Source organism: Methylocystis sp. S23, from assembly GCF_054106005.1.
Genome location: NZ_CM134185.1, coordinates 3,292,737 through 3,317,738, shown reverse-complemented (window position 1 = coordinate 3,317,738; position 25,002 = coordinate 3,292,737). Strand labels below are relative to the sequence as shown.

Sequence of the window (25,002 nt, the reverse complement as noted above, 5' to 3'; positions counted from 1 at the left end):
ATGCCTGTTACTGCATCCGTAAAAGCGATTACCATTATCGTAAACGCTAAGAACGCGTGCTTAAAAATCGCTGCGGCGGAATCCTGCACCGGCGGCCTCGTCTCCGGCGCCCTCACCGAGATTCCCGGCGCGTCGGATGTCTTCGACCGCGGCTTCGTGACCTATTCCAACGCGGCCAAAATGGAGATGCTGGGCGTCTCCGAGGCGATCATCGCGGCCCATGGCGCCGTCAGCGCCGAGACCGCCCGCGCCATGGCGCGCGGCGCTCTCGAACGATCGGTCGCGGATGTTTCCGTGGCCGTTACGGGGATTGCCGGGCCGGGCGGCGGATCGCCGGAGAAGCCCGTCGGCCTCGTCCATTTCGCCGCCGCCCGCCGCGACGGCGCCGTCCTCCATATCGAACGGCGCTTCGGCCCTCTTTCCCGGCGCGAGATTCGGGAGGCCTCGGTGGATCAGGCCCTCGATATGCTGATCGCGGCGATCGGAAGCTGAAGGAACGGGTCAGCGCCGTCCATATATTGTGTCGGCGCGCGCGACGAAGGCGTCGGCATATTTCTGGAACGCCTTGTCGAACATGGCGCCCATGACGACGCCGAGCGCCATGCTCTTGAACTCGTAAGCGATAAAGAACTCGACCATCGACCGTGCCCTGCTATCCGGCCCCGGCGGCTCCTCGCGGAAAGACCAGCGATTGTCGAGCTTGCGGAAGGGGCCGTCAATATAGTCGACCTTGACCTCCAGCGTGTTGGAATCGCAGGTGACGCGGCTCGCATAGCGCTCGCATATGGCCTTGAAGCCCACCTGCATCTCGGCGACGAGCTCGATCACCCCCGGCGCCTTCTCCGCGCGGCGGCGAATCCTCACCGCCTCGCATAACGGCACGAATTGTGGATAGGCTTCGACGTCGCAGACAAGGGCGAACATGTCGGCGGCGCTGTGAGAGACATGGCGGCGGGTGCGAAAGCTTTTCATGAGCCAGCGCTTTTAAGGCATTTCCGCCGACGAGGAAACGCCGGCGCCCGTGGCCCTTGCCGCGCCCGGCAAACCGTCTAGTCTAGCCGACGCCCGCAGGCCAATATTCCATATTCGGAGAGAGGTTATGGCAAACAGGTCGAGCTTTACGCCGGATCAGTGGAGCAAGGTTTTGCAGGCGCCCCTGCTGGTGGGCTTCGCGGTGAGCGCGGGCGATCCGAGCGGAATTATCGGCACGCTTCAGGAGGGGATGGCGAGCGCCGGCGCCTTTGCCGCGGCCAAGGCCGACGCGGACGGGGACGCCCTTATCAAGGCTGTGGTCGACGATCTGCTGACGCCCGAGGGGCGCACCAAGGCGCGCGAGGATGTGCGGCTCCTGATCCAGGGCGTCGAGTTGAAGGAAATCAAGATCCGGGCGCTCGAGGAGTTGCGCAATATGTCGAAGATCCTCGACGCGGCGGCGCCGCTGGAGGCGCGCCCCTTCAAGAACTGGCTGCATTACATCGCGAATCTCGTGGCGGAAGCCGCGTCGGAAGGCGGGTTTCTCGGCTTTGGCGGCGAAAAGGTCAGCACGGCGGAACGCGCCACGCTCGCGGAGATTTCGGCCGCGCTCGGCGTTTGAAAATGCGCGGTTAAGCGGGCCCTCGCGCCGCGCGCCGCGCCCGCAGACGCAAGAAATCCTCCCCCGCGTGATGGGAAGAGCGCGTCAGGGGCGAGGACGCGACATGGGCGAAACCCTTGGCGAGCGCGATCGCCTTATAGGCCTCGAATTCCTCCGGGGGTACGAACCGGTCGATCGGGTGATGCTTGCGCGTCGGCTGGAGATATTGGCCCAGCGTGATGAAATCGACCTCGGCGGCGCGCATGTCGTCCATCGCCTGCATGACCTCGTTGCGGGTCTCGCCGAGGCCCAGCATCAGGCCGGATTTGGTGAAGAGCCTCGGATTCAGCTCCTTGGCGCGCTGGAGCAGCCGCAGGGAGTGGAAGTAGCGGGCGCCCGGCCGCACCGTCACATAGAGCGAGGGCACGGTCTCCAGATTGTGGTTGAAGACATCGGGCGCGGCCGCCACGACGCGCTCGAGCGCGCCCTCCTTGCGCAGGAAATCGGGCGTCAGCACCTCGATCGTCGTGTCCGGGCAGGTTTCCCTTATCGCCAGAATCGTCCGGGCGAAATGCTCGGCGCCCCCGTCGGGAAGATCGTCGCGGTCGACCGAGGTGACGACCACATGGGAGAGACCCAAGGCCTTCGTCGCCTCCGCCACCCTGCCCGGCTCGCTCGGATCGAGCGGCGCCGGCAGGCCCGTCGCGACGTTGCAAAAGGCGCAGGCGCGGGTGCAGATCTCGCCCATGATCATGAAGGTGGCGTGCTTCTTCTCCCAACATTCGCCGATATTGGGGCAGGCCGCCTCCTGGCAGACCGTCGCGAGGCCGGAGCCCTTGAGAAGCGCGCTCGTTTCGGCCCAGGCCGCCGAGCCCGGCGCCTTGACCCGGATCCATGGGGGTTTTCTGAGAACCGGCTGATCGGGCCGCGCCGCCTTTTCCGGATGACGCGAAGCGGCGGCGGTCCGGCCGATTTTCGCCCCGGGCCGCGGGTCGTCTTCGAGCAGGTCGATGGTGATGGGCACAGGGGGCCTCCCTGCGCCATTATCTATGCATGGGGCGGCTGAATGGCAACGCCGGCGTCGGGGCTGGGAGCGGGCCGGCGCATGCGCCGCCAGACATAGACAAGCGCCCAGGCGCCGACCGAGGCGGCGATGAGCTGGTTTGCGCCGCCGCTCTCCACCTGCCCGAACAGATGGGCGAACTCCGCACCCAGCCAGGCGCCGCAGACGCCCATCATGGCGAGAGAGAAGGTCCATGCGCAAATCTCGCGCGGCTGGGCCAGCAAGCCGCCGACGATGACGCCGATAATCAGAAAGGCGAGGAAATGAACGAAGGACGCATATTGGGAAGCGCCGAGCGCCGCGTCGATTGTCGCGGTCATGAAATTGTCCCCCGAGACGCCCCCGCCCCGGCGCCGAACGAACGGCTCCACATGTCAGAACGCCGACCGCGCCTGTGAAGTTCCTTCCAGTGACCGTTCGCTCATATGGAATATATTCCTTGATATGGGCGGGTTCCAACAATGGTCCGCCGACGGCGCATCGCGGACGTCGCGTCCATCAGGCCGACGGACGCGATGCCTTGGGCGGGTGAAGCTTCCTGATCCAGGCGCGCCGGAAAGGACGGTTCGAGTCGAGCGCCACTGACCCGCGCGCCGCTCCCTCTGCCCGCCCGAATGTCGACGACCCCCGACAGATGCTGCGGAAGCGCTTTAGGATGAACTTTATTATAAATTATTATCATATATTTATGAGTTCATATTCATCTAAAAGATGAAGTTTAGACGCGCTTTGCCTCACAAATATTCCACCTCGATGACGCCGGGAATGTCCCGCAATGCGCTTGCGACGTCGGCATTAACCGGATAGGCGCCCGGCAGCCGGATTTCGATCTCCTCGGGCGCGACTTCCCGCTTGATGAGCAGCGAGACCTCCCCCTCGCCCTTTCCGGAGAGCTTGTCTTTAATCCTATTGATCGGACTTTGGTCTCCAACGACGATGCGCAGCCCTTTCTGCGCGCGGGCCGCCGCGGCGGCCAGAGGCTCGACCGCGACGATCCGGGCGCGCACGTCGTCGCCCTCGACAGAGGCCGAAAGAGTCACGAGAACGGCGGCGCCCTTTTCCAGCGCATCGCGATACTGGTTGAGCGCTTCGGAAAAGAGGATGGCTTCATACTGGCCGGTCGTGTCGGACAATTGAACGATGCCCATCTTGGAGCCGGACTTGGTGCGGCGTTCCGCACGGTCCAGAACGACCGCCGCCAGGCGTCCGGCGGTCGCTCCGTTTTTCACGTCCGCGACGAATTTGGTCCAGCGCGACACCCTCAATTTGGGTAGGAGGCTGGCATAGGCGTCGAGCGGGTGGCCGGAGAGGAAGAAGCCAGCCGCCTCATATTCCCGCCTGAGCGTCTCGCCGGCCGACCAGGGCTGGACCTTCGGCAGGACGAGGTCCGCCGCCTCGGCGGCGCCGAAGAGCGCGTTCTGTCCCGCCTTGCGATCCTCTGCGTGGCGGTTGGCGGTCGCGAGAACGGCCTCGATCGCGGCGAAGGCGCGGGCGCGGTTGGGCTCCAGCTCGTCGAAAGCGCCGCAGGCGGCAAGATTCTCCAGGACCTTCTTGTTCACCTCGCGCGGATTGATGCGGACGGCGAAATCCGACAGGCTCCGGAAGGGCTTGTCGCCCCGCGCCCGGACGATCGACTCCGCCTGGCCCTCGCCTACCCCCTTGATGGCCGACAGCGCGTAGCGGATGACGAGCTTGCCGTCCGCCCCCGGCGCGACGTCGAAATCCGCGCCCGATCGTCTGATGGACGGCGGCTCCACGGCGATGCCGAGCCGGCGCGCCTCGTCGCGGAACTCGGCCAGCTTGTCCGTCTGGCTCTTGTCGAAGGTCATCGAGGCGGCGAGGAACTCCGCCGGATAATGCGCCTTGAACCAGGCGGTCTGATAGGCGATCAGCGCGTAAGCGGCGGCGTGGGACTTGTTGAAGCCGTAATCCGCGAATTTCGCCAGAAGGTCGAAAATGAAATTGGCCCGCTCCTTCGTCAGGTCGCGCTCGACGGCGCCCTTCACGAAGCGCTCGCGCTGGGCGTCCATCTCCGCCTTGATCTTCTTGCCCATGGCTCGGCGGAGCATGTCGGCCTCGCCGAGCGTGTAGCCCGAGAGCGCCTGGGCGATCTGCATCACCTGCTCCTGATAGATGATGACGCCGAAGGTCTCCTTCAGAATGGGCTCGATCCTGGGGTGGTAATAGTCGGCCTCCTCGTCCCCGAGCTTCACCGCGCAATAAGTGGGGATGTTGGCCATCGGGCCCGGCCGGTAGAGCGCGACGAGGGCGATGATGTCCTCGAAGCGGTCGGCGTGCATCTCCACGAGCGCCTTCCGCATGCCCGCGCTTTCGAGCTGGAACACGCCCACCGTCTCGCCGCGTCCGAGCATGGCGTAGGTGTCCGCGTCGTCGAGGGGAATTTTGGCGAGGTCGAAATCGGGATCGCGGCGGCGCGCGAGATCGCCCGCCATGGCGAGCACGGTCAGCGTCTTGAGGCCCAGAAAGTCGAATTTGATCAGGCCCGCGGGCTCGACCCACTTCATGTTGAACTGGGTCGCCGGCATGTCGGATTTGGGGTCGCGATAGAGCGGCGTCACTTCATGGAGCGGCCGGTCGCCGATGACGACGCCCGCCGCGTGGGTCGAGGCGTTGGAATAGAGCCCCTCCAGCGCGCCCGCGATCTTGAAGAGCCGCGCCACGCGCTCGTCCTGCTCGGCCGCCTCGCGCAATTTCAGTTCGCCGGCGACGGCCTCGGCGAGGCTCACCGGCTTGGCCGGGTTCTGCGGCACGAGCTTGGCGAGCTTATCCACCTGCCCCAGCGGCATTTCCAGCACGCGGCCGACGCTGCGGAGCACGCCGCGCGCCAGGAAGGAGCCGAAGGTGATGATCTGCGCCACGCGGTCCGCGCCGTAGCGGTCGCGGACATAGTCGATCACCTCGCCGCGCCTTGTCTGGCAGAAGTCGATGTCGAAATCCGGCATCGACACGCGCTCGGGATTGAGGAAGCGCTCGAAGAAGAGGCCGAAGCGGAGCGGGTCGAGATCGGTGATGGTCAGGGCGTAGGCGACGAGCGAGCCGGCGCCCGAACCGCGTCCCGGCCCGACCGGAATGCCTTGCGACTTCGCGTATTTGATGAAGTCCGAGACGATCAGGAAGTAGCCGGGAAAGCCCATCTTCTCGATCGTGCTCAACTCGAAGTCGAGGCGCTTGAAATATTCCTCGCGGTCGTGACCCTCCGCCGGCCCATGGGCGGCGAGGCGCGCCTCGAGCCCCTCGGTCGCCTGGCGGCGCAGCTCCTCCGCCTCCACTTCGCCCAGCGGGCGGTCGCCGGGCGCGTCGCGCAGAAAGCGCGGCATGATCGGCTTGCGGGTCCGCGGCCGGAAGCTCACGCGCCGCGCGATCTCCACCGTATTCGCCGTCGCCTCGGGGAGGTCGGCGAAGAGCGCCAGCATTTCCGAACGCGTCTTGAAATAGTGCTCGGGCGTCACGCGGCGCCGATCCGTGACGCTCGTGACGGCCCCCTCGGCGATGCAGAGCAGCGCGTCATGGGCCTCGAAGTCGCCGCGCGAGGCGAAATAGGGTTCGTTGGTCGCGACGAGCGGCGCGCCCCGGCGGTAGGCGAGATCAAGAAGCTGAGGCTCCACCTCACCTTCAACTTGAAGTTTATGTCGTTGAATTTCAATGTAGAGCCTATCCCGAAACAGCTCTTGAAGCGTCTCCAGCCGCGCGCGCGCCAGCTCCGGCCGGCCGGCCGCGAGCACATGATCGAGCGCCCCGTCGGGTCCCCCGGTCAGCGCGATCAACTCGGCGGCGTCTTCCGCGAGCGCGGCCAGGGAGACATGCGGTTCGTCGCCTTCCGCCGTGTCGAGATGGGCGCGAGAGGCGATCCGCATGAGGTTGAGATAGCCGGGCTCGGTCTTGGCGAGGAGCACGACATTGGCGAAGCCCTCTTCCCGTCCGGCCAGGCCCCCGGACTTGCCGTCCGCGAAATCGACGCGCAGTTGCACGCCCGTGATCGGCTGAATGCCGGCCTTGGCCGCCTTCTCGGAAAATTCCAGCGCCGCGAAGAGATTGTTAGTGTCGGTGACGGCGAGCGCCGGCTGCTCGTCCCGCGCCGCGAGGTCGATCAGCTTGCCGATCGTCAGCGCCCCCTCGCGGAGCGAGAAGGCGGTATGCAGATGAAGATGGACGAATCCGGCTTTCTCGGCGCTCATTATGGACCGCTCTCCCGGCCGGCTGGCGGCGCCGGCGTGAAATTCCCGAGAGGAATTTAGCGATCCGGCGACGCCGCCGAAACGGCCGCGCGACGTCCATCCACTAAAGAAGCGGCGGGCGGGGCCGTCTCGCTTTGCCCGCCTCGCCGTCTATTGCTGCGCCTGCGAGCCGTTGAAGGCGCCGTTCGTCGTGTTGGCGAACACCTGGTTGTTTCCGAAAGTGTTGATCGTCCCGCCGACGGGGGAGACGCCCGTGCCGTTGAGAAAGACCGAGGTGTTCGTGAGCGCCATGATCGAGCTCGCGCCGCTGGTCGACACGCCGGTCAGATTGGCGGAGATCACGGAGTTCTTGATGTTCAGCTCCGTGAAGATTCCCGCGCCGCTGGTGACGACCGTCGCGCCCGCGCCAGTGTTCTCGGAGAAGACGCTGTCCGTCACCGTCACAAGCCCGCGATCCTGAACCCGGAGACCGTGGCCGCTGCGGGTCACCGCGACGTTTTTCAACTCGCCAAAGGCGTTGGGACCGCCGGTCGGCGAGACCGTCACGCCGCCGGCGACCGCTTCATTAATCATCGTGTCCTTTACGAAAAGCTTCGAGGTGAAGGACGCATTGCTGGGCGCGAAGCGGATGCCGGTCTGCGTGAAGCCGAAGATCTTCGCGTTCTCGACCTGCAGATTCACCGCGCCGCCCGCGACATTGACTCCATTCAGGCCCGTGCCCGCGCCGTTGATCGACAGATTGCGGAGGATCACGGTCGGCGCCGGCGAGGTCGTCGAGATGTTGATCACCACCCCGTTGGTTCCGGAAGCCAGAATGCTCGCAAACGTGCCCTCGCCGTCAATGGTGATGGACTTGGTGATCGTGACCGCGCCGAATCCGCCGGGATCGAGCACGTCGATCTCGCCGCCGGCGATCGTCTTGGAGATGGCGCCGGCGAAGGTCTTGCAAGGCGCGGTGCGCGAGCAGGGATTGACGTCGTCGCCCACGCCGGAAACGAAGGTCCTCGTCGCCTGGGCGTTGGCCTGCGCCACGCCGAAGCACAGGCCGGCCGCAACGCCGGCCGTCATCAGAATCTGTCTCATGAAAATATTCCCCATAAGCCCAAAAGCAGACGAAGCCTTAACGCGATACTATGGAAAAAGTTGCATGAGACGGCGCAGTTGCGCATCCGCGCCGACAGATGGCGAAAGCCCGGCCGAGCGGACGCCGCGGCCGGGCTTGTGACAGGGAGATTCGCCCCGGACGAAAGGGATGGCGACTGGGGACCTTACTCGGCCGCCGTAAAGCTCTTCGCGGCCGTCTCGATCGGCTTGAAGACTTCCTTGGTCATCGAAGTATAAAGCTCGCCGATCTTCGTCGCCTCGGCGATAAAATCTTCATAGGCGCTCTTGGCGAAGTCGGACTGCAGCGCGAAAGCCTCGTCGATCTTCTTCACCGTGATGAGCTTCTCCGCGAGCAGACGGCTTTTCTCGAAAGACTTCTTCGAGTAGTCGGTCGTCTCGGCGGCAATGCTCTGCCAGCCCTTCGTGACGGCCGCGGCGGCGGCGGACACCGCCTCGAACTGCTCCTTCCCGAGCTGCTGCACGCTTTCGAAATTGGCCACCATGGGGTTCGTCCTCATAAAATGGCGCTCATTCTCCATCCGCCGCCCCCTGGCGGCGCGGCAAACGCGCCTGCTAACAAGTCCCTGTATATGCGCTGCACAAAAGTTCGTCAATGAAAATGTTGCGCCGCAAAATTCTCCGAAAAAATTCGTCGGGCGCTTAACTCCCGGGTAACTGCGTTCTCTTACCCTGAATAACTGTAGCGTTTTTGCGACGCCCATCTCCGGTTGTCGCCTTCCAGTGCATGTGCCAGTTCCGTAAGGGCGAGTAGCAATGTTGAAACCCAGTCTGCTGGACCGCTTGGCGCAGCCCCGCTCCCTCGCCGCCATCTTTGCGGTCATCATGGCTTTCGTCGCCATTACGGCGATTCCGGCGGAGGCGCGGCGCCATGGCTATCGCCACCACGCCTCCTACAGCCGCCATGTCTATCATCGCAATTTCGCGCATCACCGCGGCTATGTCCGGCATGCGCGCAGCCATCGCCTCCACGCGCCGACCGCCAGCGGAGACAGCGGCGGCGGAATCGTCGGCGAGCATCGCGGCTTCGCCGCCATCGTCATGGACGGCAATAGCGGCAGGATGCTCTACGCCCGCAACGAGCATGAACTCCGTCACCCCGCCTCCGTCACCAAGGTGATGACGCTTTATCTTCTCTTCGAGCAGATCGAGAAAGGCCATCTTCGCCTCGACACGCCGCTGATGATCTCCGCCCGCGCCGCCGCGCAGGCGCCCTCCAAGCTCGGCCTGCAGCCCGGCGAGACGATCAGCGTGGAGAACGCGATCAAGGCGCTCGTGACGAAGTCGGCCAACGACATCGCCTGCGCCGTCGCCGAGAATATCGGCGGCGACGAGCGCAGCTTCGCGCAGATGATGACGCGCAAGGCCCGCGCGCTCGGCATGCGCGACACGCATTACGAAAACGCTTCCGGCCTGCCGGATCCGGGCCAGATCACGACGGCCTACGACCTCGCGATCCTCGGCCGGGCGATCCAGGACCGCTTCCCGCGCTATTACCGTTACTTCAGCACGCACAGTTTTGCGTATAATGGCGCGTTGCATCGCAATCACAACCATCTCCTCGGCCGCGTCGAGGGCATGGACGGCATCAAGACGGGCTATACGCGCGCCTCGGGCTTCAATCTGCTGACCTCGGTGCGTCGCGGCGGGCGCCACATCGTCGCGGTCGTCATGGGCGGCGCCACGGCTGGCGGACGCGATCGCATCATGGCGCAGCTCATCGAGGACCATATTGGCGGCGGCGCCAATATCCGCACGGCGGCGGCGATCGCCGAGGACGCCTCCATGGAGGAGGCCGTCGCGGCGGCCCCTGCGCCCGTGCCGGCGCCGGCGGTCGAGCGCGTGATCGTCGCCGAGCGGCAGCCCATCCTGTCGGATCCGGTGGTCGCGTCCCGCCCCGTCGAGCGCGTCGCGGAGCGCCAGCCGGAGCGCGCGTCCTACGCCGCCGAGGAGCCCGCGATCGACACGGAGGCGGTCGCCGCCATCCCGGCCCGCGCCCTGCGCCGCGCCGTCGCGCCGGTCCCGCCCGCGCCCATCCCCGCTCGGGAAAAGGCGGAGAAAGAGGTGCGTCCGGCCTTCGTATCGGGCGTGCAGAAGCGCGCCGAAGAGCCGGCGGTCGACAATAAGAAGGGCGCCGCCAAAAGCCTCGCCAAGAACGCGCTCGCCGCGATCATCGACGGCTCGACCTCCGGCCGCCCGTCCAGGGCCAAGGAGATCACCGTCGCGACCACGACCCCCTCGGCGATCCGCTCCACCTCGAACGTCGCCAGGGCGGAGGCGGCGCGCCCGACTAGGCCGGGCTGGATGATCCAAATCGGCGCGGCGGAAGATCCGAACAAGGCGAATGAGCTGCTGTCGCGCGCCCGGAGCCAGTTGCAGGGCTTCCCGGCAAACGCCAAGGCTTTCACCGAGAAGGTTCAAAAGGGCAAGGAGACGCTCTATCGCGCCCGCTTCGCGGGTCTCGAGGAGCAGAGCGCCGTCTCCGCCTGCAATGCGCTGAAGCGCTCCGGCTTTTCCTGCTTCACCACCAAGAACTGAAAGCGCCCGCCATGTCCGCCACCTGGGACGACGTAGAGGCCCTGCGGCGCGCCTCAATGATGGCGCCGCATCAGGACTTCCTTGGCTTCATTCACTCGGGCGGCAAGATCGGTCGCCCCGCCAAGGTCTGGATGAAGCTTCTTCATCAGATCGCGATGCGCCCGGGCGATATCGGCGGCGGCCGCGCCCTTTTTCAGACCGAGAATCTCGTACGCTTCATCCTCGGTGATCGAGCCGGAGCGGCGCGCGCGCGCCTCGCTTGCGCCCCCCGGGTCTCGGTGCGGATCGCCTGCCGCGCGCCATCCGGCAAACCGGCGGTCCAGATACGCCTCTAGGAGGCGCGCCCCGTCCGGGTCGTCGCGCAGGCAGACATTGTAGAGCTCGAGCAAGGCGGGACGCGTCAAGGCGTCGAGGCGCTTTCCCTCGTCCCGCCCGGCGAGGATCATGCCGCGAATGGCGCCGGTCGCATGGTCGAGCTCCATCTCGATCATGGCCGAACGAACGCGGGAGACGCCCCCGCCGCCATCGGCGCCTCCCAGGCCGCCGCGTCCGGCGAGACCCATCAGCCACAGGCCCGCGACGCCGAGCGCCAACCCGAAATCGAGCCGCCCGCGCGCAAGCAGCAAGCCGCCGAGCGCCACCAGGAAAAAGCCGCCGCCGCGCTTGATCGTCCTCGCCAGAAAGGCTGGCGACGCCTTCACATAGGCCTTGAGCGCCAAGAGCAGGAGCGCGAGCGCGAGAAATCCCATCAACACCGGCATGGCTTATCGTGACCCCATCTGCGACAGCAGCAAACGCGCGGCGCCTTCGCCCCGCCCCGCGCGTTTCTCCAGCTCCGGCAATCCGCCGGCGGCATAAGCAGCCGCGGCGCCAAGCAGCTCAGCCAGGCGGCGCGGCGCGGAACGATCAAAGGCGGCGTAGGCCCCGCCCGTAAGCCGCGCAATCTCTCGAAAGGCCGCCATGGTCGGGAGGTCGTCGCCCTCCTGGAACATGAAGGCCTTCAGGCCGAGCAGCCCCAATTCGCCCGCCGTCATGGAGAGGCGGTCGATATTCTCCTCCATCGCGTCGCCGACGAAGATCAGCGCGCCGACAGGGCGCGCGCGGGTCTCGGTCAAGGCGTGCCGCAAGACGCGGCCGATCTGCGTGCGACCGCCCTGGCAGGCGATGCGGGACATGAACGCCCCGAGCCCCTCGCCTCCGGACACGAAAGGGGAGGCGCGGCATTCCTGGATCCCGCGAAAATAGACGAGCTGAACCTCGAGCCCTCCCTGCGCCGCCGTCGTGCGAAACATCTCGCCCTGTATGGATTGCGCCAAATCCCACGTCGGCTGCCGACTCATGGTGGCGTCGAGCGCGAATATAAGGCGGCCGCGCGAGCCGCTGGGCTCGGCGACGCTGCGCGCCTTTTCAAGAAAGGCGTCGATGGCGCTGTTCTGTGCGGGGCGCGGCGCCGGCGCCCTCTTCAGGTCGTCGCCCACTTTGTTCACGTCGCTTGTTCGTAACGCTTGTATAAAATCGGCTTCGCGCCCTTTAAAGCAAGTGGGGCGTTACACCTTACCCGCCCTGCGGGCGCAGGGGAAAGCCGATAGAAGAGGGGCTCATGGACCGCGAAACATTGCCGCCGACGCCCATCGCCGCGCTGCCGGCGCAAGACAGCGCAAATGTGCAGGCCTTGATGCGGAGCTTCGCGCTGGAGCTCGCGCAAGCGGGAGCGCGCGTCGCGGGAATGACGCAAATGCGCGGGGCCGACGCTTCGGGACGCTCGCGCATCTTCCTGCGCGATCTGGCGTCCGAGGCGGAGTTCGTGATTTCGCAGGATCTGGGCCCGGGCTCCGTCGCCTGCAATCTCGACACAAGCGAGCTGGCCATGGCCTGCGCCGCTGTCGAGCGCGCCGCGCGCCTGGGCGCCGACCTGATCGTCGTCAGCAAATTCTCGAAGCAGGAAGCTGAACGCGGCGGCCTGTGCGACGCCTTCCGCGCCGCCATGACGGCGCGCATTCCCGTCGTCGCGGCGGTCTCGCCGCATTTCCGCGAGGAATGGCGCATCTTCGCCGGCCCGCTTGCAGAGGATGTGGAGCCGACGCGCGACGCGCTGGCGGAATGGTGGGAGCGCGTCATCCGCCGTCCGCGCCTCGCCTGACGCTGAACAGATTCCGATCAACCGAAAGCTCGGCTATAAGCAGGGAGCCAGTCAGATTGGCTGGCGAACCGAAAGGGGGTGTTGCGTGTGAAAATCCGGGTGAAGGTCGAAATCACGGTCGGTTCTTGGCGGATCACCGTGACCATCGGCTAACGCAAAGGGGCCGGGTTAAAACCCGGTCCCCACCGGAAAGGAAGCCGCAACACCCCCTCTAGGCGAGGAGATTACCACGAGGATCGATGCGTTCAAGCGGCCACAGCGCTGCTGTGGGCGTCTGACCACGGCGTGCAACGCAGGGCGCGCGCAAGCCCATGCCCGAGAACGTAACTTCGACCCAGCCTCGAACTCGGCTATACCCGGCGCGCCAGCTCATCCGACTGGCGAACCGAAAGGGGGTGTTGCGTGTGAAAATCCGGGTGAAGGTCGAAATCACGGTCAGGTCGTGGAAGATCACCGTGATCATCGGCTAACGCAAAGGGGCCGGGATAAAACCCGGTCCCCACCGGAAAGGAAGCCGCAACACCCCTTCTAGGCGAGGAGACTAGCATGACGGCCGGCCGGTTCAAAGCGACCGCGTTGGTCAGGTCGACGCGCGCGAGCGAAATGTCAGCCGGTCATCATGCCGCGCCCGCGATTCTTCGAGCGGCGCGTCGTCGGGCGGCTGCGGCTTGCAGGCGAGCGCGACCAGCGCGTAGCTCACGATCTGCAACAGGAACCACGAGCCGAGCTTGCCGATCCCCACCGGCTTCCACGCCGCCATCTGATCCGGATAGAGCCAGACATGGCTGTAGGTCGCGATATTCTCCGCGATCCAGATGAAGCAGGCGGCGAGAAAGGCCGCGAGCAGCAGCGGCATGGTCCGCCAGCTATGGTGGATGCGATAATAGATCGTCGTGCGCCAGAAGATCGCCGCGCTCGCCGCGAAGAGCGGCAGGCGCATATCGGCGACGTAATAATGCGCGAAGAAATTGACGTAGATGGCCGCCGCCAGCACGCCGACCTGCCGGAGCGGCGGGTGGTTCGTGAAGCGAAAGTCGAACAGCGCCCAGGCGCGCATCATATAGCTGCCGACGCAGGCGTACATGAAGCCAGTGAAAAGCGGGACGCCGCCGATACGGAAGAACGCTTCCTCGGGATAAACCCAGGAGCCGTGCGCGGTCTTGAACAGCTCCATCGCCGTTCCGACCACATGGAACAGGAAGATCACCCCGGCTTCCTTCAGCGACTCGAAGCGCAGGAGGATCAGCGCCGCCTGCACGCCAAGGGCGGCCAGGAAGAGGAAGTCGTACCGGGCGAGCGGCGCATCGGCTGGATAGAACAGCCGCGTCGCCAGCACGAGAAAGACCATGATCGCGCCGAAGAGGCACGCCCAGGCCTGCTTGATTCCGAAGCGGATGAATTCATAGACGAAGCGTCTGGCCCGGCCGCCTTTCGCCGCCCATTGCCCGATGGCGGCTTCGGTCTCGACGAAGCGCCGCAGCGGCGGCCAGAGTTCGGCCGCGCTTTTCTCCCTTATGCTCCGTTCATCTGACCGAAGGCGCATACATCAGCCCGCCCTTGCTCCACAGAGCGTTCAGGCGGCGCTCCATGCCCAATGGCGAAGCTTGCCCTAAATTGCGCTCGAAGACATCCGCGTAATTGCCGACATGCTTGACGATCCGATAGGGCCAGTCTCCCGGAAGCGCCAATCCCGCGCCGCGGTCGCCCTCGACGCCGAGCAGATGCCGGATGCTCGGCTCCTCGGATTTCAAGGCGGCGTCGGCGTTGGCGGCGGAGACCTGGAGCTCTTCGGCGTCGATCAGCGTGAAGAGCGTCCAGCGGACGATGGAGAGCCATTGGTCGTCGCCCTGCCGCGCCACCGGGCTGCGCGGCGCCTTTGTGAGCAGGTCCGGCAGAACGTCATGCGCCTCGGGGTTCGAGAGCTTCGCGCGCGCGGCGTGAAGGGTCGAAGCGTCCGCCGTCAGCGCGTCGCATTGGCTTTTATCGTAGCCGGCGGCGGCCTCCTCGAAGGTCGGAAAGAGCTTGGGCTCGTACTGCGCCTTCCGCTTGTGGAAGAAGTCGGCGAGCTCCAGCTCATAGGAGCTTCCCTGCTGCACGCAGACGGAGACGCCCGAAAGATCCTGCGCGGAGGCGAGGCTGCGCTGGCGCCGCACGAGGAAGGACTGGCCGTCGTAAAGCGAGACCCCGGCATAGATCGCCCGCTGCCCGCCATCGCGCGATTGCGTCCAGGGCGCGGCGCTCGCCAGGAGATCGACCCAGCCCGCCTGCAGCGCCTGGACGCGGTCCTTGGGCGCAAGGCCGAGGAAGCGCACCTTCTTTGGGTCGTCGAAGATCGCCGACGCGACCGCCCGGCAGAAATCGACGTCGAATCCGGTCCAATCGCCCTTTTCGCCGCCGGGCGGCTGCGCGAAGCCGGCCGCCTCCGATACGCCGCAGGAGAGATAACCGCGCTTGAGGATCGCTGAAAGCGTCGGGCCGGCGTCGCTCTGCGCCGATGCCCCCTGCCCGCCGACCGCAAGGATGGCCGCCAGGACGGCGGCGTGAAGGAAGCCTCGGGCGATCATGGACGGGCTCGGATTTGCGTGCTCGGTATATTACGGTCGAGCCCGGCGGGCGCAAGCGCCCCCGCCCGCGACCCAGGGAAGACCATGAAGAGCGATAAAGACGAAAAGCGGCGAAAAAAGCGTATGGCCACGGTTGTCACCCAGGCGGGCCGCGAACCCTTCGAACATTTCGGCTTCGTCAATCCGCCGATCTTTCGCGGCTCGACCGTGCTTTTCCCGACGGTCGCGGACCTCGAGGGCCTGCGCCAGCCCTATACCTACGGAACCAAGGGGACGCCCACGACCCGCGCGCTGGAGAAAGCCTGGAGCGAGATCGCCGGCGCGGAGGATACGGTGCTCGTCCCTTCCGGCCTCGCCGCCATCGCCATCGCGCTTCTGACCGCGACCAAGGCGGGCGCGCATCTCCTCGTCACCGATTCCGCCTACGCCCCGACGCGTTTCTTCTGCGACGGCCTTCTCGCGCGCTTCGGCGTGACGACGCAATATTACGACCCGAAAATCGGCGCCGGCGTTTCGGCGCTTATCCGGCCGGAGACCGCCGCCATTCTCACGGAATCGCCCGGCTCGCAGAGCATGGAGATTCAGGACGTCCCGGCCATCGCCGCCGCGGCGCATGAGAAAGGGGTCTGCGTCATCGTCGACAATACATGGGCGACGCCGCTTTTCTTTCCGCCGCACGAGCGCGGCTGCGATCTCGCGATCGAGGCCGGCACGAAATATCTTTCCGGCCATTCCGACATGCTGCTCGGCCTCGTCTCGGCCAACGCCAAATGGGCGAAGCGGCTGCGGCACACCTTCAATCTCTTCGCGATCGGCTCCAGCCCGGACGACGCGTCGCTCGCGCTGCGGGGCATGCGCACCATGGCGCTGCGGCTGCGCGAGCAGCAGCGGGCGGCGCTGGAGATCGCCAAATGGCTCGCCGCGCGTCCTGAGGTCGCGCGCGTGCTGCATCCTGGCCTGCCCGACCATCCCGACCACGAGCTGTGGAAACGCGATTTCTCCGGCTCTTCGGGCGTGTTCTCGATCATCCTGCAACCTGCCGCCAAGGAGGCGGTTGAGGCCTTTGTGAACGGGCTCGAGCTTTTCGGGATCGGCTTCTCCTGGGGCGGCTATGAGAGCCTCGTCCTGCCCTTCGATTGCACGCCGTACCGCACGGCGACGAAGTGGAAGGCGGAAGGGCCGGCGCTGCGCTTCTCGATCGGACTCGAGGACGTCGAAGATCTAAAGGAGGATCTCGCGGCCGGCTTTGCGCGGCTCGCCGCTTGATCGCGCGGCGTTCAGGGCGGAAACGCCTAAGCGCCGATAACGCGATCGATTCTTCAGAGCGTTCGCAATGCGGGCCTCAGGCCGGGTCGATCGTCCGCGAGACGGCGCTTCCGAAGGCGAGGATCAGCTCCCGCAATTGCGGCTCGTCGACTTGATTGGCCGCGATGGCGTAAGGGAACCAATAGGTGACGCGCTGATTTCGCTCCGGCCATTTCTTGCGCTGGCGCTCCACGCGCAGCGGAAAGACCTCGACGCGGCAATCGACCGCCGCCCCGCCCTGCAGCCTTTTTTCATATTCGAATTCGCCGAGCTTCGCTTTCTCGATCTTGCCCTGCAGGCCCGCCTCCTGCGTCGCCTCGATCGCGGCGACGATATGCGGCTTGCGGCCCTTCATCGGCCAGCCTTTCGGAATGACCCAGCGCTTCGTGTCGCGCGACGTCACGAGGCAGATCTCGACGCCGGTCTCTGCGTCGATCCGCCAGGGCAGCGCCGCATATTGCGTGCGGGGCGCGCCGGACGAAGCGTCTTGTTTCGGGGATTTCGGCGCCTTCTTCTTCATTCGAAGAAACTCGCGCCCGCATAGAAGGCCGCCGCGATGCAGGCCGACATCGGCATGGTGACGACCCAGGCGACGACGATGTCCTTGGCGACGTTCCAGCGCACCGCCGAAACGCGCCGGGCCGCGCCCACGCCGACAATGGCGCCGGTGATCGTATGCGTCGTCGAAACGGGAATGCCAAAGCCCGTCGCAAGAAAGAGCGTGATGGCGCCGCCCGTTTCGGCGCAGAAGCCCTGCATGGGCGTCAGCCGCGTGATCTTCGAGCCCATTGTGCGCACGATTCGCCACCCGCCCAGAAGCGTCCCCAGCCCCATCGCTGCCTGGCATGTCAGCACCACCCAGAACGGCACGTGGAATTCACCGCCCAAGGCGCCATGGGAATAGAGGAGCGCCGCGATGATGCCCATGGTCTTTTGCGCATCATTGCCTCCATGGCCAAGGGAGTAAAGCGAAGCAGAAACAAATTGAAGGGAGCGGAACAGCCTGTCGACGGCGTAAGGAGTCCGGCGCAGGACGGCCCAAGAGACGACGAGCACGAGCAGGAGCGCGAGCAGGAATCCGAGCGCGGGCGAAAGGACGATGGCCGAGCCGGTCTTGATCAAGCCGCTCCAGACCACGGCGCTCATGCCCGCCTTGGCCACGCCAGCCCCGACAAGGCCGCCCACCAGCGCATGCGAGCTGGACGAGGGAATGCCGAGCGCCCAGGTGATGAGGTTCCAGGAAATGGCGCCCATCAGCGCGCCGAAAATCACATTGTCGTCGACGATCTGGGGCGAGACGATGCCCGTGCCGACGGTCTGCGCGACATGCAGGCCGAAGAAGAGGAAAGCCACGAAATTGAAGAAGGCGGCCCAGAACACGGCGTATTGCGGCCGAAGCACGCGGGTCGACACGATGGTCGCGATCGAATTGGCGGCGTCGTGCAGGCCGTTCAGAAAGTCGAACGACAGCGCGACGGCGATAAGGCCGTAAAGGAGAAGCGGGACATCCGCCACGACGCGCTCCTAGACGTGCTCGATGACGATGCCCGTCACCCGGTTGGCGATGTCCTCGAATCCGTCGACGACCTTCTCGAGATGGCCATAGATCTCGGAGCCGACGATAAAGGCCATCGGATCGCTCCCGCGGTGCGCCCGGTACAGCTCCTTGAGCCCCTCGTCGTGAATCGCGTCGGCCTCGTCCTCAATCCGGGTGATCTCTTCGCTGAAGGCGTTGAGCTTGCCGTGATTGGCGCCCATGGCGCGCAGGAGCGGCATGGCGTCGCGCGTCAGCTCCGCCGACTGGACGATAATGTCGCCGATGCGCCGCATCGAGGCGTCGAAGTCGCGCGTCTCATAAAGCTGGGTCGCCTTGGCGGTCTGGTGCATCTGGTCGATCGTGTCGTCCATCGCGGTGATGAGCTCGCGTATGTCGCTGCGATCGAATGGCGTGATGAAGGTGCGGCGCACGGCGAGCAGCGTATCCCGCGTGATTTCGTCGGCCGCATGCTCCTGACGGCGGATTTCCTGACGACAGTCGGCGACGCCCTCCCCGCCGTCGAGCATGCGCCGCAGGGCCCGCGCTCCCGCGACGAGAGTCTCGCCGTGACGTTCGAAAAGGTCGAAAAAGCGCTCCTCCTTCGGCATGAGCGCCTGGAACCAGGACAACATCTACGGCCTCCGCCTCTTTAAAAATCGCGCCGACCCACTGTCACAAAACTGTCACAAATGGACTCGAGGGCTAGTAGCCAAGGCGGAGCGGTCATGTAAAGCGCAAAATGCGTGCGCGGGATTGCGCCGTGGCTGGGGCGGAATCGCCAAATTGCGGAAAAGGCGGTCGATTCCCAAACTAAAAGAGCCGCGCCTCGCGAAAAAACGGCCTTCGTTCTAATGCGTGCTGCCTGTCCGGTCTTCCTTGCTCGCGTCAATGGCGGCCGGCGGCGGGCTGGGCGGCGTCTCGCTCATGGCCGGCTTGACGCTCGCCGCCCGGCGCAGCATCGCGCGCAGCCGGTCCCGCAGATTCGACGACATGAAAGAGGCGTTGCTGAGCGGCACGAATTTGGCGCCGCTATAGACGAAGGCGCCGTTGTCCTCCACCACGACGTCGCCCGATTGCAGCGTCGGGTCGCTGCGCGCGGTCTTCTCGAAAAAGGCCTGCGAGGAGCGCGGATCGTTGCAGGCGCAACTGCTATTGGCCCTGTCGCGGAAGGCGAAGGCGACCGGCAACGCCGAATAGCGCTGGCCCTTATAGTTGCGCGCCGACTCGATCGTCGAGCCGTCGTAGATTTCCATCGGCGCCGAGGGACAGGCGAGTTCGCAGGATTGCTGCCGCGTGGCCCTGGTCGATTTGATGAGCGGAAAATAATAGCCGTCGCAGGTTCGCACGCAGAAGCCGCCCGCGGTCGGCTCGGACGAGAAGCCGGTCCCGGGCTTGCCGAAGCGCAACTCGCCGACCGCGCCTTTCACGCGCCGGCCCGCCGCCGAATCGCGGCGCGCGCGGGGCGGCGCCATTTGCGGCGGCGCGGGAGTCGGATCGGGTCCGAAAAGGAATTCGAGCAGCCCGCCCTCGGCCCGCCCCGGCTCCGGCGCAAATAAAAGACCGAGCGCCAGAAGCGCCGCTAAGCCAGTCGCCAACGCCCGGTCGAGCCGCATCTTCGCCGTTCCCATTCCCTCGTCTGCGTCGCTTTGGCGACCCCGGCAGGACTCGAACCTGCGACCCACTGCTTCGAAGGCAGTTGCTCTATCCGGCTGAGCTACGGAGCCATCCCGGCTCTTCGGCCGCCGATGGTTGGAAGGTTGTTATCAAAATATGTCGATTCTGGCGACCCCGGCAGGATTCGAACCTGCGACCTACTGCTTAGAAGGCAGTTGCTCTATCCAGCTGAGCTACGGGGCCACGAATCTCCGTTCAGTGCGTCCACAAACCGATGCGGCTCGTTTTGAAATTGTCCGAATAGGAAGCGATCCGGCGCGAGGACGCATTGGGCTTCGGCTCATCGACGCGATAGGGAAGGCCCTCACGCTCGGCATAGGCCACGGCCTCTTCCTTCGTGGCGAAGCGCAGCCGGATCTGCTGCTTCATGTCGCCCGAGCTGGTCCAGCCCATCAGCGGCTCGATGGAGCGCGGCGTCTCGGGATCGAAATCCAGCCGCCAAGGCTTGGCCGGCCCCGGACCCGACTGAGTCACGCTCGGCGATTGACGATAGATGCGAGCCGTCATTTCAACCTCTTGCCTCTCTCGGAGCGGCGGCGAAGCCGCGTCGGTCCCGATCGCCTCGCCTGAGGCTCGAACCCTCGCTCCCCTTCGTAAGCAGCCAAATGCAATTTGCAACCTGATCTTTTCAGTTTGATGGCCTCGCGGCCCCGCCGCGCTCCCGGCTTTCGAATTCGCGCCAAAGGCCGGTACCTTGATCCAACGCCGTAAGCAAGCTTGCAAGCCAACTATGTCGGGAATTCGGGAAGGCGCTGGTCGGGGCAGCAGGATTCGAACCTGCGACCTGAAGTACCCAAAACTTCCGCGCTACCAGGCTGCGCTATACCCCGCCGGATTCGGGGCGCGCCGCGGCGGCCCCCACCCTGCTCTTCCGCTACCACGCGGCGCTCCGCCTCACAAGGCGAGGCCGCGCGCCGTCCCGGCTATCGCCTGACGGCCGGATGACGCACCTCGTCTCCCGGCTTGAGGCCGATCTTGCCCGCCGTGCCCGCATTGAGCTCGATGACCGCGTAAGCGGGACCCTCGGACGAGATCGTCGCCTCGGACAATGGAACCGTCTCGGCGGCCACCGCCGTCACCATGCCGCGCCGCGACACGAAGATCATGTCCAGCGGAATATAGGTGTTCTTCATCCACATCATGATCGGCCCCTCTTCATGGAAGACGAAGAGCATGCCCTGATCCGCCGGCATGTGCCTGCGATACATGAGTCCCTTGGCGCGCTCGGCCGGCGTGTCCGCCACTTCGACGCGGAACTCGTGCGACCCCGTCGCGGTGACGAATTCGAGGCGCTGAAGCGGCGCCTCCGCGCGCGCGCCGGGGCCGGCGAGGATCGGCGCGGCCAAAACGATCAGCGCCGTAAGAAGTCCCGGAAAATTGAGAGATGAGCAAAGCCGACGTCCCATGCGCCCTCCGAAGGCTTCCAACGCGTCCGCTATAAAAGGCCGGAGGTTCGCAAGGTCAATGCGGCGCGTCTCGTCGGCAAAATCTCAGTGCGAGGCGCTCTTGGCCTCGAGCGGGCGCACTTCCGCGGCCATGAGGCCCTTGGGACCGTCGCCATAACGCACGAGCACGCTGTCGCCTGGCTTGAGCTCCGCCATGCCGTAGCGGCGCACCGTCTCCATGTGAAGGAAGATGTCTTCCGTCCCCTCGCCGCGCGTAAGAAAGCCGAAACCCTTCACGCGATTGAACCATTTCACGATCGCGATCTCATAGCCGCTGGTCGGCTTGATCTGGACATGGGTGCGTCCGGCGGAAGACTGCGCCGGATGCACGGCCGTCGAATCGTCCATGGCGATGACGCGGAAGACCTGCATGCCCTTTGCGCGCCGCTGCGCCTCGCAGACCACGCGCGCGCCCTCGAAGGCGGTTTGCAGGCCGCTGCGGCGCAAAATCGTCACGTGGAGCAGAATGTCCGGCGAACCGTCGTCGGGAACGACGAAGCCGTATCCCTTCGCGACGTCGAACCATTTGATGCGTCCGGCTACCTCGATGAGTTCGAGGCCTTCTTCGCTCTCGGCGGACACGGCGTCTAACTCGTCCTGAAATGTCACCTTCGCTCCCAACCGACCAACTCCCCAGTGCTGATCCAGAGCATTCGACCGGCGCAGACAGCGAGCTTATAAAACTCTCGAATCGCTGCGTGGCAAATGAATCGCTAACGAGAGGATAACATCGCCTGCCGTTCATCCAACCAGAGATTTCGACCATCGACGCGAATGCCTGTGGATACGCGCGGCGCGGGCGCCGCCGCCCCCGCCGCTTTCCGGGCCGCCGTCGCCCGGCGGCTTAAAACGAATTGAATTATATGGCGCGATCCCGCCTTCCGGCCGCCGCGCGACAACGCGTCGCGGCGGCCCAGGCGCGAGCGCAGCAATCGCGCCGCGAAACTTCGCTCGGCCTGGCTCGGTTTACCAGGATTTGACAAATTCCGCGCCGCGCGCAATCGAGAAAAGCGCGGACTTGTCTTGGCCGGAGGCGCGGCACGAGAGACCCGCGCCCAACGCCACCTTCCGGAGCCGTCGCATGACTGATCTGTCGACTGCGCAATCGAGCGTTTCCGCTGCGCGAGGCGGCGCGGGCGCCGCCTCTCCTTACGACCTCGCGGCGATGGTTTCGGCGCGCGAGAGCGAGCGCTTCTCCCTTCATTCGAAATATCTCAACGAGATGTGGGTGCGCGTTCTCAAGACGATCGGCTACGACGTCGGCTTCACGCGCGGCCTCGGGCCTTATCTGTGGGACCGCAAGGGCGATCGCTATCTCGACCTCTTGAGCGGCTGGGGCGTCTTCGCCGTCGGCCGCAACCATCCGGCGGTGCGCGACGCGCTCGTCGGCGTGATCGACGGCGAGTTCGCCAATCTCGTGCAGCTCGACGTCTCGACTCTCGCCGGCGTCCTCGCGGAGAAGCTGATCGAGCGCGCGCCCTATCTCGAAAAGGTCTTCTTCGCCAATTCCGGCGCCGAATCGATCGAGGCGGCGATCAAATTTGCGCGCGCGGCGACGGGGCGTCCCGGCGTTCTGCATTGCTCCCATTCCTTCCACGGCCTCACTTACGGCGCGCTGTCGATGAACGGGGACGAGATCTTCCGGAAGGGCTTCGGGCCGCTGCTGCCGGACGCGAGGGAGATTCCCTTCAACGACCTGCCCGCCCTCGAAGCGGCGCTCGCCTCGCGCGAGATCGCGGCCTTCTTCGTCGAGCCGATCCAGGGCAAGGGCGTCAACATGCCCGACGACGACTATCTCGCCGGCGCCCAGCTTCTATGCCGCAAATACGGCGCGCTCTTCGTCGCCGACGAAATCCAGACGGGCCTCGGCCGCACGGGCGGATTCTTCGCGATCGACCATTACCGGGGCGTCGAGCCCGACATGGTCGTCGTCGCCAAGGCGCTTTCGGGCGGCCATGTTCCCGTCGGCGCCGTGCTCACGCGCAAATGGGTCTTCGACAAGGTCTTCGACCGCATGGACCGCGCCGTCGTGCACGGTTCGACCTTCAGCAAGAACGATCTCGCAATGGCGGCGGGCGTCGCGACGCTCGAAGTGATCAAGAACGAGCGCGTGGTGGAGAACGCGGCGGCGAAGGGCGAGCGCCTGCTTGCGTCCTTCCGCAAGATGGCCGACCGCTACGAGCTCGTCTCCGACGTGCGCGGCAAGGGCCTCATGATCGGCGTCGAATTCGGCCCTCCGAAATCGCTCATGCTGAAAGCCACCTGGAACCTGCTGGAGACCGCGAACTCCGGACTCTTCGGGCAGCTCATCTGCATCCCGCTCTTCAAGGACCATAAGGTCCTCACGCAGGTGGCGGGCCACGCCAATCCGACGATCAAGCTCCTGCCGGCGCTCACCCTGAGCGACGCCGATTGCGACTGGATCGAGAGCGCTTTCGACGCGGTGATCGCCGACGCGCACAACGCCTCCGCCGTCTGGTCGCTCGGCAAGACGCTCGCCGAGCACGCGATCAAGGCGCGCATGAGCGGTTGACGCCTATCGCCCGCGCGGAGCTTTGCCGCGCGGGCCGGAACGCTATTTGCCCTGAATGTTCCGCACGCCGCCAAGGCGCGCCAGAATCGGACAGTTGCGCCGCGTTGCGTCGTTCTGATCCGATCAGACATGAAAGGGCGTCAGTCATGCGTTTCAATTCAGGACTTCGCGCGGCCGCCTTTGCAGGAGCGCTCGCGCTGCTTCCCGGCGCCGCGCTGGCGCAGGCTGGCGGTTTCGGCGGCGGCCATGGAGGCGGACATGGCGGCGGCGGATTTGGGGGCCATGGCGGCTTTCGCGGGTTGCCTGCGGTCGGCGTGGGCGCCTATGCGCGGGGCCAGGGCCCGACAGGGGCGGCCGGTCTGGGGTTGGGCGCCAATCGACACGGCGTCCTGAGCGGCTTCTGGGGCGGCGGATATGGCGGCGACGCGGTCTCCATGGGCAACTCCACCAATATCTACACCTACAATCACTACGACAATCGCCGTCGCGACGGCGGCTTCTACGGCGGCGGCGGAGTCTTCTATCCGGACGACGGCTACAGCCGCCTCTACACCATCCGGCCGCCGGGCGGATATGACGACGGTCAGACGACCTACGGCCCGACTGGTTACGCGCCGCAGACCGTTTACCGTCCTTCGCAGCACATCTTTTACCTGCACGACAACAATCGCCGGGCGACGCGAAAATCCGCTCGCCGCGACGGCGTGGATTGAGCTTCAATGGCGCATGTTCAGCGCCGTAATCTGAGGGTGAGCATCATGCGTTTTGTTTCAATCATCCGGTCGCTGTCTCTGGCCGGCGCCGCGGCGTGCGTTCTCGCCGCGGGCGGCGCTTCGGCGCAGGACTTCACGGCGCCCTTCTTCGGCGGCGCCTATACGCCGGGACCCAGCTACGCCTATGGCGGCGGGATCGGAATCGGCGGCGGCATCGGCGTCGGGGCCGTCGGCTATGACGAGGGATATTATCAGGGCGGCTACCAGTATCCGGCGGGCGGCTATGGCGGCGGCCCCTATCGCCGCGCGGCCTACAGCGCCGCCGACGTCTATGTGAACGGCGGCTACGCCACGAGCTATGAGCGCGCCTATGTCGTGCCGCAGACGTCCTATCGTCCCTATGTCCGCACGCACTACGTGCCGGTGACGACCTACCGCGCCTACAATACCGTGCACTATCAGCCCGTGACGACCTATCGCGTTGTGCGCAAGCGCTGCAATTGCGAGACGATCTACTGAAAATGAAGCGGCGGCCCAAAAGGCCGCCGCAAAACTTTTCGCCTGTCATTGCGAGGAGCGGAGCGGCGAAGCGATCCAGC

Annotated in this window: 26 protein-coding genes and 3 tRNA genes; 8 read left to right on the top strand and 21 right to left on the bottom strand. The window is 65.5% G+C overall.

The window, feature by feature from the left end:
* A complete protein-coding gene (locus ACV7JP_RS16330; protein ID WP_457796703.1) occupies positions 1–492 on the top strand; it encodes a CinA family protein in 492 nt (163 codons plus the stop codon).
* Between the two features lie 9 nt (positions 493–501).
* Here ACV7JP_RS16330 and ACV7JP_RS16325 read toward each other — a convergent pair whose 3' ends face one another.
* Entirely contained in the window at positions 502–972 is a 471-nt protein-coding gene (locus ACV7JP_RS16325) for a type II toxin-antitoxin system RatA family toxin (protein ID WP_457796702.1), read from the bottom strand.
* A gap of 127 nt (positions 973–1,099) precedes the next feature.
* Between ACV7JP_RS16325 and ACV7JP_RS16320 the strand changes: the two genes are divergently transcribed.
* The gene (locus ACV7JP_RS16320) at positions 1,100–1,594 is read left to right on the top strand and encodes a hypothetical protein (RefSeq protein ID WP_457796701.1); all 495 of its coding nucleotides are present in this window, start codon (positions 1,100–1,102) and stop codon (positions 1,592–1,594) included.
* Between the two features lie 10 nt (positions 1,595–1,604).
* Here the strand turns inward: ACV7JP_RS16320 and lipA are convergent, their stop codons facing one another.
* The 5 genes from lipA to ACV7JP_RS16295 all read right to left on the bottom strand — a co-directional run bounded on the left by lipA (position 1,605) and on the right by ACV7JP_RS16295 (position 8,439).
* Positions 1,605–2,597 (bottom strand): lipoyl synthase, encoded by a 993-nt coding sequence (gene lipA, locus ACV7JP_RS16315; protein ID WP_457796700.1) that lies wholly within the window; start codon positions 2,595–2,597, stop codon positions 1,605–1,607.
* A gap of 23 nt (positions 2,598–2,620) precedes the next feature.
* The gene (locus tag ACV7JP_RS16310) at positions 2,621–2,956 is read right to left on the bottom strand and encodes a hypothetical protein (protein ID WP_457796699.1); all 336 of its coding nucleotides are present in this window, start codon (positions 2,954–2,956) and stop codon (positions 2,621–2,623) included.
* Positions 2,957–3,370: 414 nt separating this feature from the next.
* A complete protein-coding gene (gene dnaE / locus ACV7JP_RS16305; protein ID WP_457796698.1) occupies positions 3,371–6,832 on the bottom strand; it encodes a DNA polymerase III subunit alpha in 3,462 nt (1,153 codons plus the stop codon).
* Positions 6,833–6,982: 150 nt separating this feature from the next.
* Positions 6,983–7,915: a right-handed parallel beta-helix repeat-containing protein gene (locus ACV7JP_RS16300; RefSeq protein WP_457796697.1), complete on the bottom strand. Its 933-nt coding sequence runs from the start codon at positions 7,913–7,915 to the stop codon at positions 6,983–6,985.
* Between the two features lie 185 nt (positions 7,916–8,100).
* A complete protein-coding gene (locus tag ACV7JP_RS16295) occupies positions 8,101–8,439 on the bottom strand; it encodes a phasin family protein (RefSeq protein ID WP_457796696.1) in 339 nt (112 codons plus the stop codon).
* A gap of 271 nt (positions 8,440–8,710) precedes the next feature.
* On the opposite strand from ACV7JP_RS16295, the gene ACV7JP_RS16290 reads away from it, so the two are divergent.
* Positions 8,711–10,492: a serine hydrolase gene (locus tag ACV7JP_RS16290; protein ID WP_457796695.1), complete on the top strand. Its 1,782-nt coding sequence runs from the start codon at positions 8,711–8,713 to the stop codon at positions 10,490–10,492.
* Positions 10,493–10,545: 53 nt separating this feature from the next.
* Here ACV7JP_RS16290 and ACV7JP_RS16285 read toward each other — a convergent pair whose 3' ends face one another.
* Positions 10,546–11,253, bottom strand: coding sequence for a DnaJ domain-containing protein (locus tag ACV7JP_RS16285; RefSeq protein WP_457796694.1), 708 nt, complete (start codon positions 11,251–11,253; stop codon positions 10,546–10,548).
* A gap of 3 nt (positions 11,254–11,256) precedes the next feature.
* On the bottom strand, positions 11,257–11,970 hold the full coding sequence (locus tag ACV7JP_RS16280; protein WP_457799111.1) for a VWA domain-containing protein: 714 nt from the start codon (positions 11,968–11,970) through the stop codon (positions 11,257–11,259).
* Between the two features lie 122 nt (positions 11,971–12,092).
* Between ACV7JP_RS16280 and ACV7JP_RS16275 the strand changes: the two genes are divergently transcribed.
* Complete coding sequence (locus tag ACV7JP_RS16275; protein WP_457796693.1) at positions 12,093–12,632, top strand: DUF2478 domain-containing protein; 540 nt, start codon at positions 12,093–12,095, stop codon at positions 12,630–12,632.
* A 211-nt stretch (positions 12,633–12,843) separates the two neighbouring features.
* On the opposite strand, the gene ACV7JP_RS16270 is transcribed toward ACV7JP_RS16275, so the two are convergent.
* The 3 genes from ACV7JP_RS16270 to ACV7JP_RS16260 all read right to left on the bottom strand — a co-directional run bounded on the left by ACV7JP_RS16270 (position 12,844) and on the right by ACV7JP_RS16260 (position 15,196).
* Complete coding sequence (locus tag ACV7JP_RS16270; protein WP_457796692.1) at positions 12,844–13,095, bottom strand: hypothetical protein; 252 nt, start codon at positions 13,093–13,095, stop codon at positions 12,844–12,846.
* 117 nt (positions 13,096–13,212) lie between these two features.
* Positions 13,213–14,175, bottom strand: coding sequence for a DUF817 domain-containing protein (locus ACV7JP_RS16265; RefSeq protein WP_457796691.1), 963 nt, complete (start codon positions 14,173–14,175; stop codon positions 13,213–13,215).
* Entirely contained in the window at positions 14,156–15,196 is a 1,041-nt protein-coding gene (locus ACV7JP_RS16260) for an amino acid ABC transporter substrate-binding protein (RefSeq protein ID WP_457796690.1), read from the bottom strand. Before ACV7JP_RS16260 ends, ACV7JP_RS16265 begins: the two co-directional genes overlap by 20 nt.
* A gap of 84 nt (positions 15,197–15,280) precedes the next feature.
* On the opposite strand from ACV7JP_RS16260, the gene metC reads away from it, so the two are divergent.
* Entirely contained in the window at positions 15,281–16,462 is a 1,182-nt protein-coding gene (gene metC / locus ACV7JP_RS16255) for a cystathionine beta-lyase (protein ID WP_457796689.1), read from the top strand.
* A gap of 76 nt (positions 16,463–16,538) precedes the next feature.
* On the opposite strand, the gene ACV7JP_RS16250 is transcribed toward metC, so the two are convergent.
* The 10 genes from ACV7JP_RS16250 to ACV7JP_RS16205 all read right to left on the bottom strand — a co-directional run bounded on the left by ACV7JP_RS16250 (position 16,539) and on the right by ACV7JP_RS16205 (position 21,778).
* Positions 16,539–17,021 carry an NUDIX hydrolase gene (locus ACV7JP_RS16250; RefSeq protein ID WP_457796688.1) on the bottom strand — a complete coding sequence of 161 codons (483 nt, stop codon included), beginning with the start codon at positions 17,019–17,021 and terminating at the stop codon, positions 16,539–16,541.
* On the bottom strand, positions 17,018–18,016 hold the full coding sequence (locus ACV7JP_RS16245; protein WP_457796687.1) for an anion permease: 999 nt from the start codon (positions 18,014–18,016) through the stop codon (positions 17,018–17,020). The genes ACV7JP_RS16250 and ACV7JP_RS16245 overlap by 4 nt, the downstream gene beginning before the upstream one ends.
* Positions 18,017–18,025: 9 nt before the next feature.
* A complete protein-coding gene (locus ACV7JP_RS16240) occupies positions 18,026–18,670 on the bottom strand; it encodes a DUF47 domain-containing protein (RefSeq protein WP_457796686.1) in 645 nt (214 codons plus the stop codon).
* Positions 18,671–18,886: 216 nt separating this feature from the next.
* Complete coding sequence (locus ACV7JP_RS16235; protein WP_457796685.1) at positions 18,887–19,666, bottom strand: DUF2865 domain-containing protein; 780 nt, start codon at positions 19,664–19,666, stop codon at positions 18,887–18,889.
* 19 nt (positions 19,667–19,685) lie between these two features.
* Positions 19,686–19,762 (bottom strand) — tRNA-Arg (locus ACV7JP_RS16230).
* A gap of 56 nt (positions 19,763–19,818) precedes the next feature.
* Positions 19,819–19,895, bottom strand: a tRNA-Arg gene (locus ACV7JP_RS16225).
* A 12-nt stretch (positions 19,896–19,907) separates the two neighbouring features.
* Entirely contained in the window at positions 19,908–20,219 is a 312-nt protein-coding gene (locus ACV7JP_RS16220; RefSeq protein ID WP_457796684.1) for an ETC complex I subunit, read from the bottom strand.
* A gap of 246 nt (positions 20,220–20,465) precedes the next feature.
* Positions 20,466–20,542, bottom strand: a tRNA-Pro gene (locus tag ACV7JP_RS16215).
* A gap of 93 nt (positions 20,543–20,635) precedes the next feature.
* Positions 20,636–21,118: a DUF192 domain-containing protein gene (locus ACV7JP_RS16210; RefSeq protein WP_457796683.1), complete on the bottom strand. Its 483-nt coding sequence runs from the start codon at positions 21,116–21,118 to the stop codon at positions 20,636–20,638.
* Between the two features lie 84 nt (positions 21,119–21,202).
* Positions 21,203–21,778: a cold-shock protein gene (locus ACV7JP_RS16205; RefSeq protein WP_457796682.1), complete on the bottom strand. Its 576-nt coding sequence runs from the start codon at positions 21,776–21,778 to the stop codon at positions 21,203–21,205.
* A gap of 460 nt (positions 21,779–22,238) precedes the next feature.
* Here ACV7JP_RS16205 and ACV7JP_RS16200 point away from each other — a divergent pair, with 460 nt between their 5' ends.
* The 3 genes from ACV7JP_RS16200 to ACV7JP_RS16190 all read left to right on the top strand — a co-directional run bounded on the left by ACV7JP_RS16200 (position 22,239) and on the right by ACV7JP_RS16190 (position 24,922).
* Entirely contained in the window at positions 22,239–23,690 is a 1,452-nt protein-coding gene (locus ACV7JP_RS16200) for an aspartate aminotransferase family protein (protein WP_457796681.1), read from the top strand.
* 146 nt (positions 23,691–23,836) lie between these two features.
* Positions 23,837–24,403, top strand: coding sequence for a hypothetical protein (locus tag ACV7JP_RS16195; RefSeq protein ID WP_457796680.1), 567 nt, complete (start codon positions 23,837–23,839; stop codon positions 24,401–24,403).
* 45 nt (positions 24,404–24,448) lie between these two features.
* The gene (locus tag ACV7JP_RS16190; RefSeq protein WP_457796679.1) at positions 24,449–24,922 is read left to right on the top strand and encodes a hypothetical protein; all 474 of its coding nucleotides are present in this window, start codon (positions 24,449–24,451) and stop codon (positions 24,920–24,922) included.
* Positions 24,923–25,002: the final 80 nt, after the last annotated feature.

Coding starts and splice junctions, on each gene's coding strand:
- ACV7JP_RS16330 (WP_457796703.1), top strand. CDS start 1: ATGCCTGTTACTGCATCCGTAAAAGCGATTACCATTATCGTAAACGCT.
- ACV7JP_RS16325 (WP_457796702.1), bottom strand. CDS start 972: ATGAAAAGCTTTCGCACCCGCCGCCATGTCTCTCACAGCGCCGCCGAC.
- ACV7JP_RS16320 (WP_457796701.1), top strand. CDS start 1,100: ATGGCAAACAGGTCGAGCTTTACGCCGGATCAGTGGAGCAAGGTTTTG.
- ACV7JP_RS16310 (WP_457796699.1), bottom strand. CDS start 2,956: ATGACCGCGACAATCGACGCGGCGCTCGGCGCTTCCCAATATGCGTCC.
- dnaE (WP_457796698.1), bottom strand. CDS start 6,832: ATGAGCGCCGAGAAAGCCGGATTCGTCCATCTTCATCTGCATACCGCC.
- ACV7JP_RS16300 (WP_457796697.1), bottom strand. CDS start 7,915: ATGAGACAGATTCTGATGACGGCCGGCGTTGCGGCCGGCCTGTGCTTC.
- ACV7JP_RS16295 (WP_457796696.1), bottom strand. CDS start 8,439: ATGGTGGCCAATTTCGAAAGCGTGCAGCAGCTCGGGAAGGAGCAGTTC.
- ACV7JP_RS16290 (WP_457796695.1), top strand. CDS start 8,711: ATGTTGAAACCCAGTCTGCTGGACCGCTTGGCGCAGCCCCGCTCCCTC.
- ACV7JP_RS16285 (WP_457796694.1), bottom strand. CDS start 11,253: ATGCCGGTGTTGATGGGATTTCTCGCGCTCGCGCTCCTGCTCTTGGCG.
- ACV7JP_RS16275 (WP_457796693.1), top strand. CDS start 12,093: ATGGACCGCGAAACATTGCCGCCGACGCCCATCGCCGCGCTGCCGGCG.
- ACV7JP_RS16270 (WP_457796692.1), bottom strand. CDS start 13,095: ATGATCACGGTGATCTTCCACGACCTGACCGTGATTTCGACCTTCACC.
- ACV7JP_RS16265 (WP_457796691.1), bottom strand. CDS start 14,175: ATGCGCCTTCGGTCAGATGAACGGAGCATAAGGGAGAAAAGCGCGGCC.
- ACV7JP_RS16260 (WP_457796690.1), bottom strand. CDS start 15,196: ATGATCGCCCGAGGCTTCCTTCACGCCGCCGTCCTGGCGGCCATCCTT.
- metC (WP_457796689.1), top strand. CDS start 15,281: ATGAAGAGCGATAAAGACGAAAAGCGGCGAAAAAAGCGTATGGCCACG.
- ACV7JP_RS16250 (WP_457796688.1), bottom strand. CDS start 17,021: ATGAAGAAGAAGGCGCCGAAATCCCCGAAACAAGACGCTTCGTCCGGC.
- ACV7JP_RS16240 (WP_457796686.1), bottom strand. CDS start 18,670: ATGTTGTCCTGGTTCCAGGCGCTCATGCCGAAGGAGGAGCGCTTTTTC.
- ACV7JP_RS16235 (WP_457796685.1), bottom strand. CDS start 19,666: ATGGGAACGGCGAAGATGCGGCTCGACCGGGCGTTGGCGACTGGCTTA.
- ACV7JP_RS16220 (WP_457796684.1), bottom strand. CDS start 20,219: ATGACGGCTCGCATCTATCGTCAATCGCCGAGCGTGACTCAGTCGGGT.
- ACV7JP_RS16210 (WP_457796683.1), bottom strand. CDS start 21,118: ATGGGACGTCGGCTTTGCTCATCTCTCAATTTTCCGGGACTTCTTACG.
- ACV7JP_RS16200 (WP_457796681.1), top strand. CDS start 22,239: ATGACTGATCTGTCGACTGCGCAATCGAGCGTTTCCGCTGCGCGAGGC.
- ACV7JP_RS16195 (WP_457796680.1), top strand. CDS start 23,837: ATGCGTTTCAATTCAGGACTTCGCGCGGCCGCCTTTGCAGGAGCGCTC.
- ACV7JP_RS16190 (WP_457796679.1), top strand. CDS start 24,449: ATGCGTTTTGTTTCAATCATCCGGTCGCTGTCTCTGGCCGGCGCCGCG.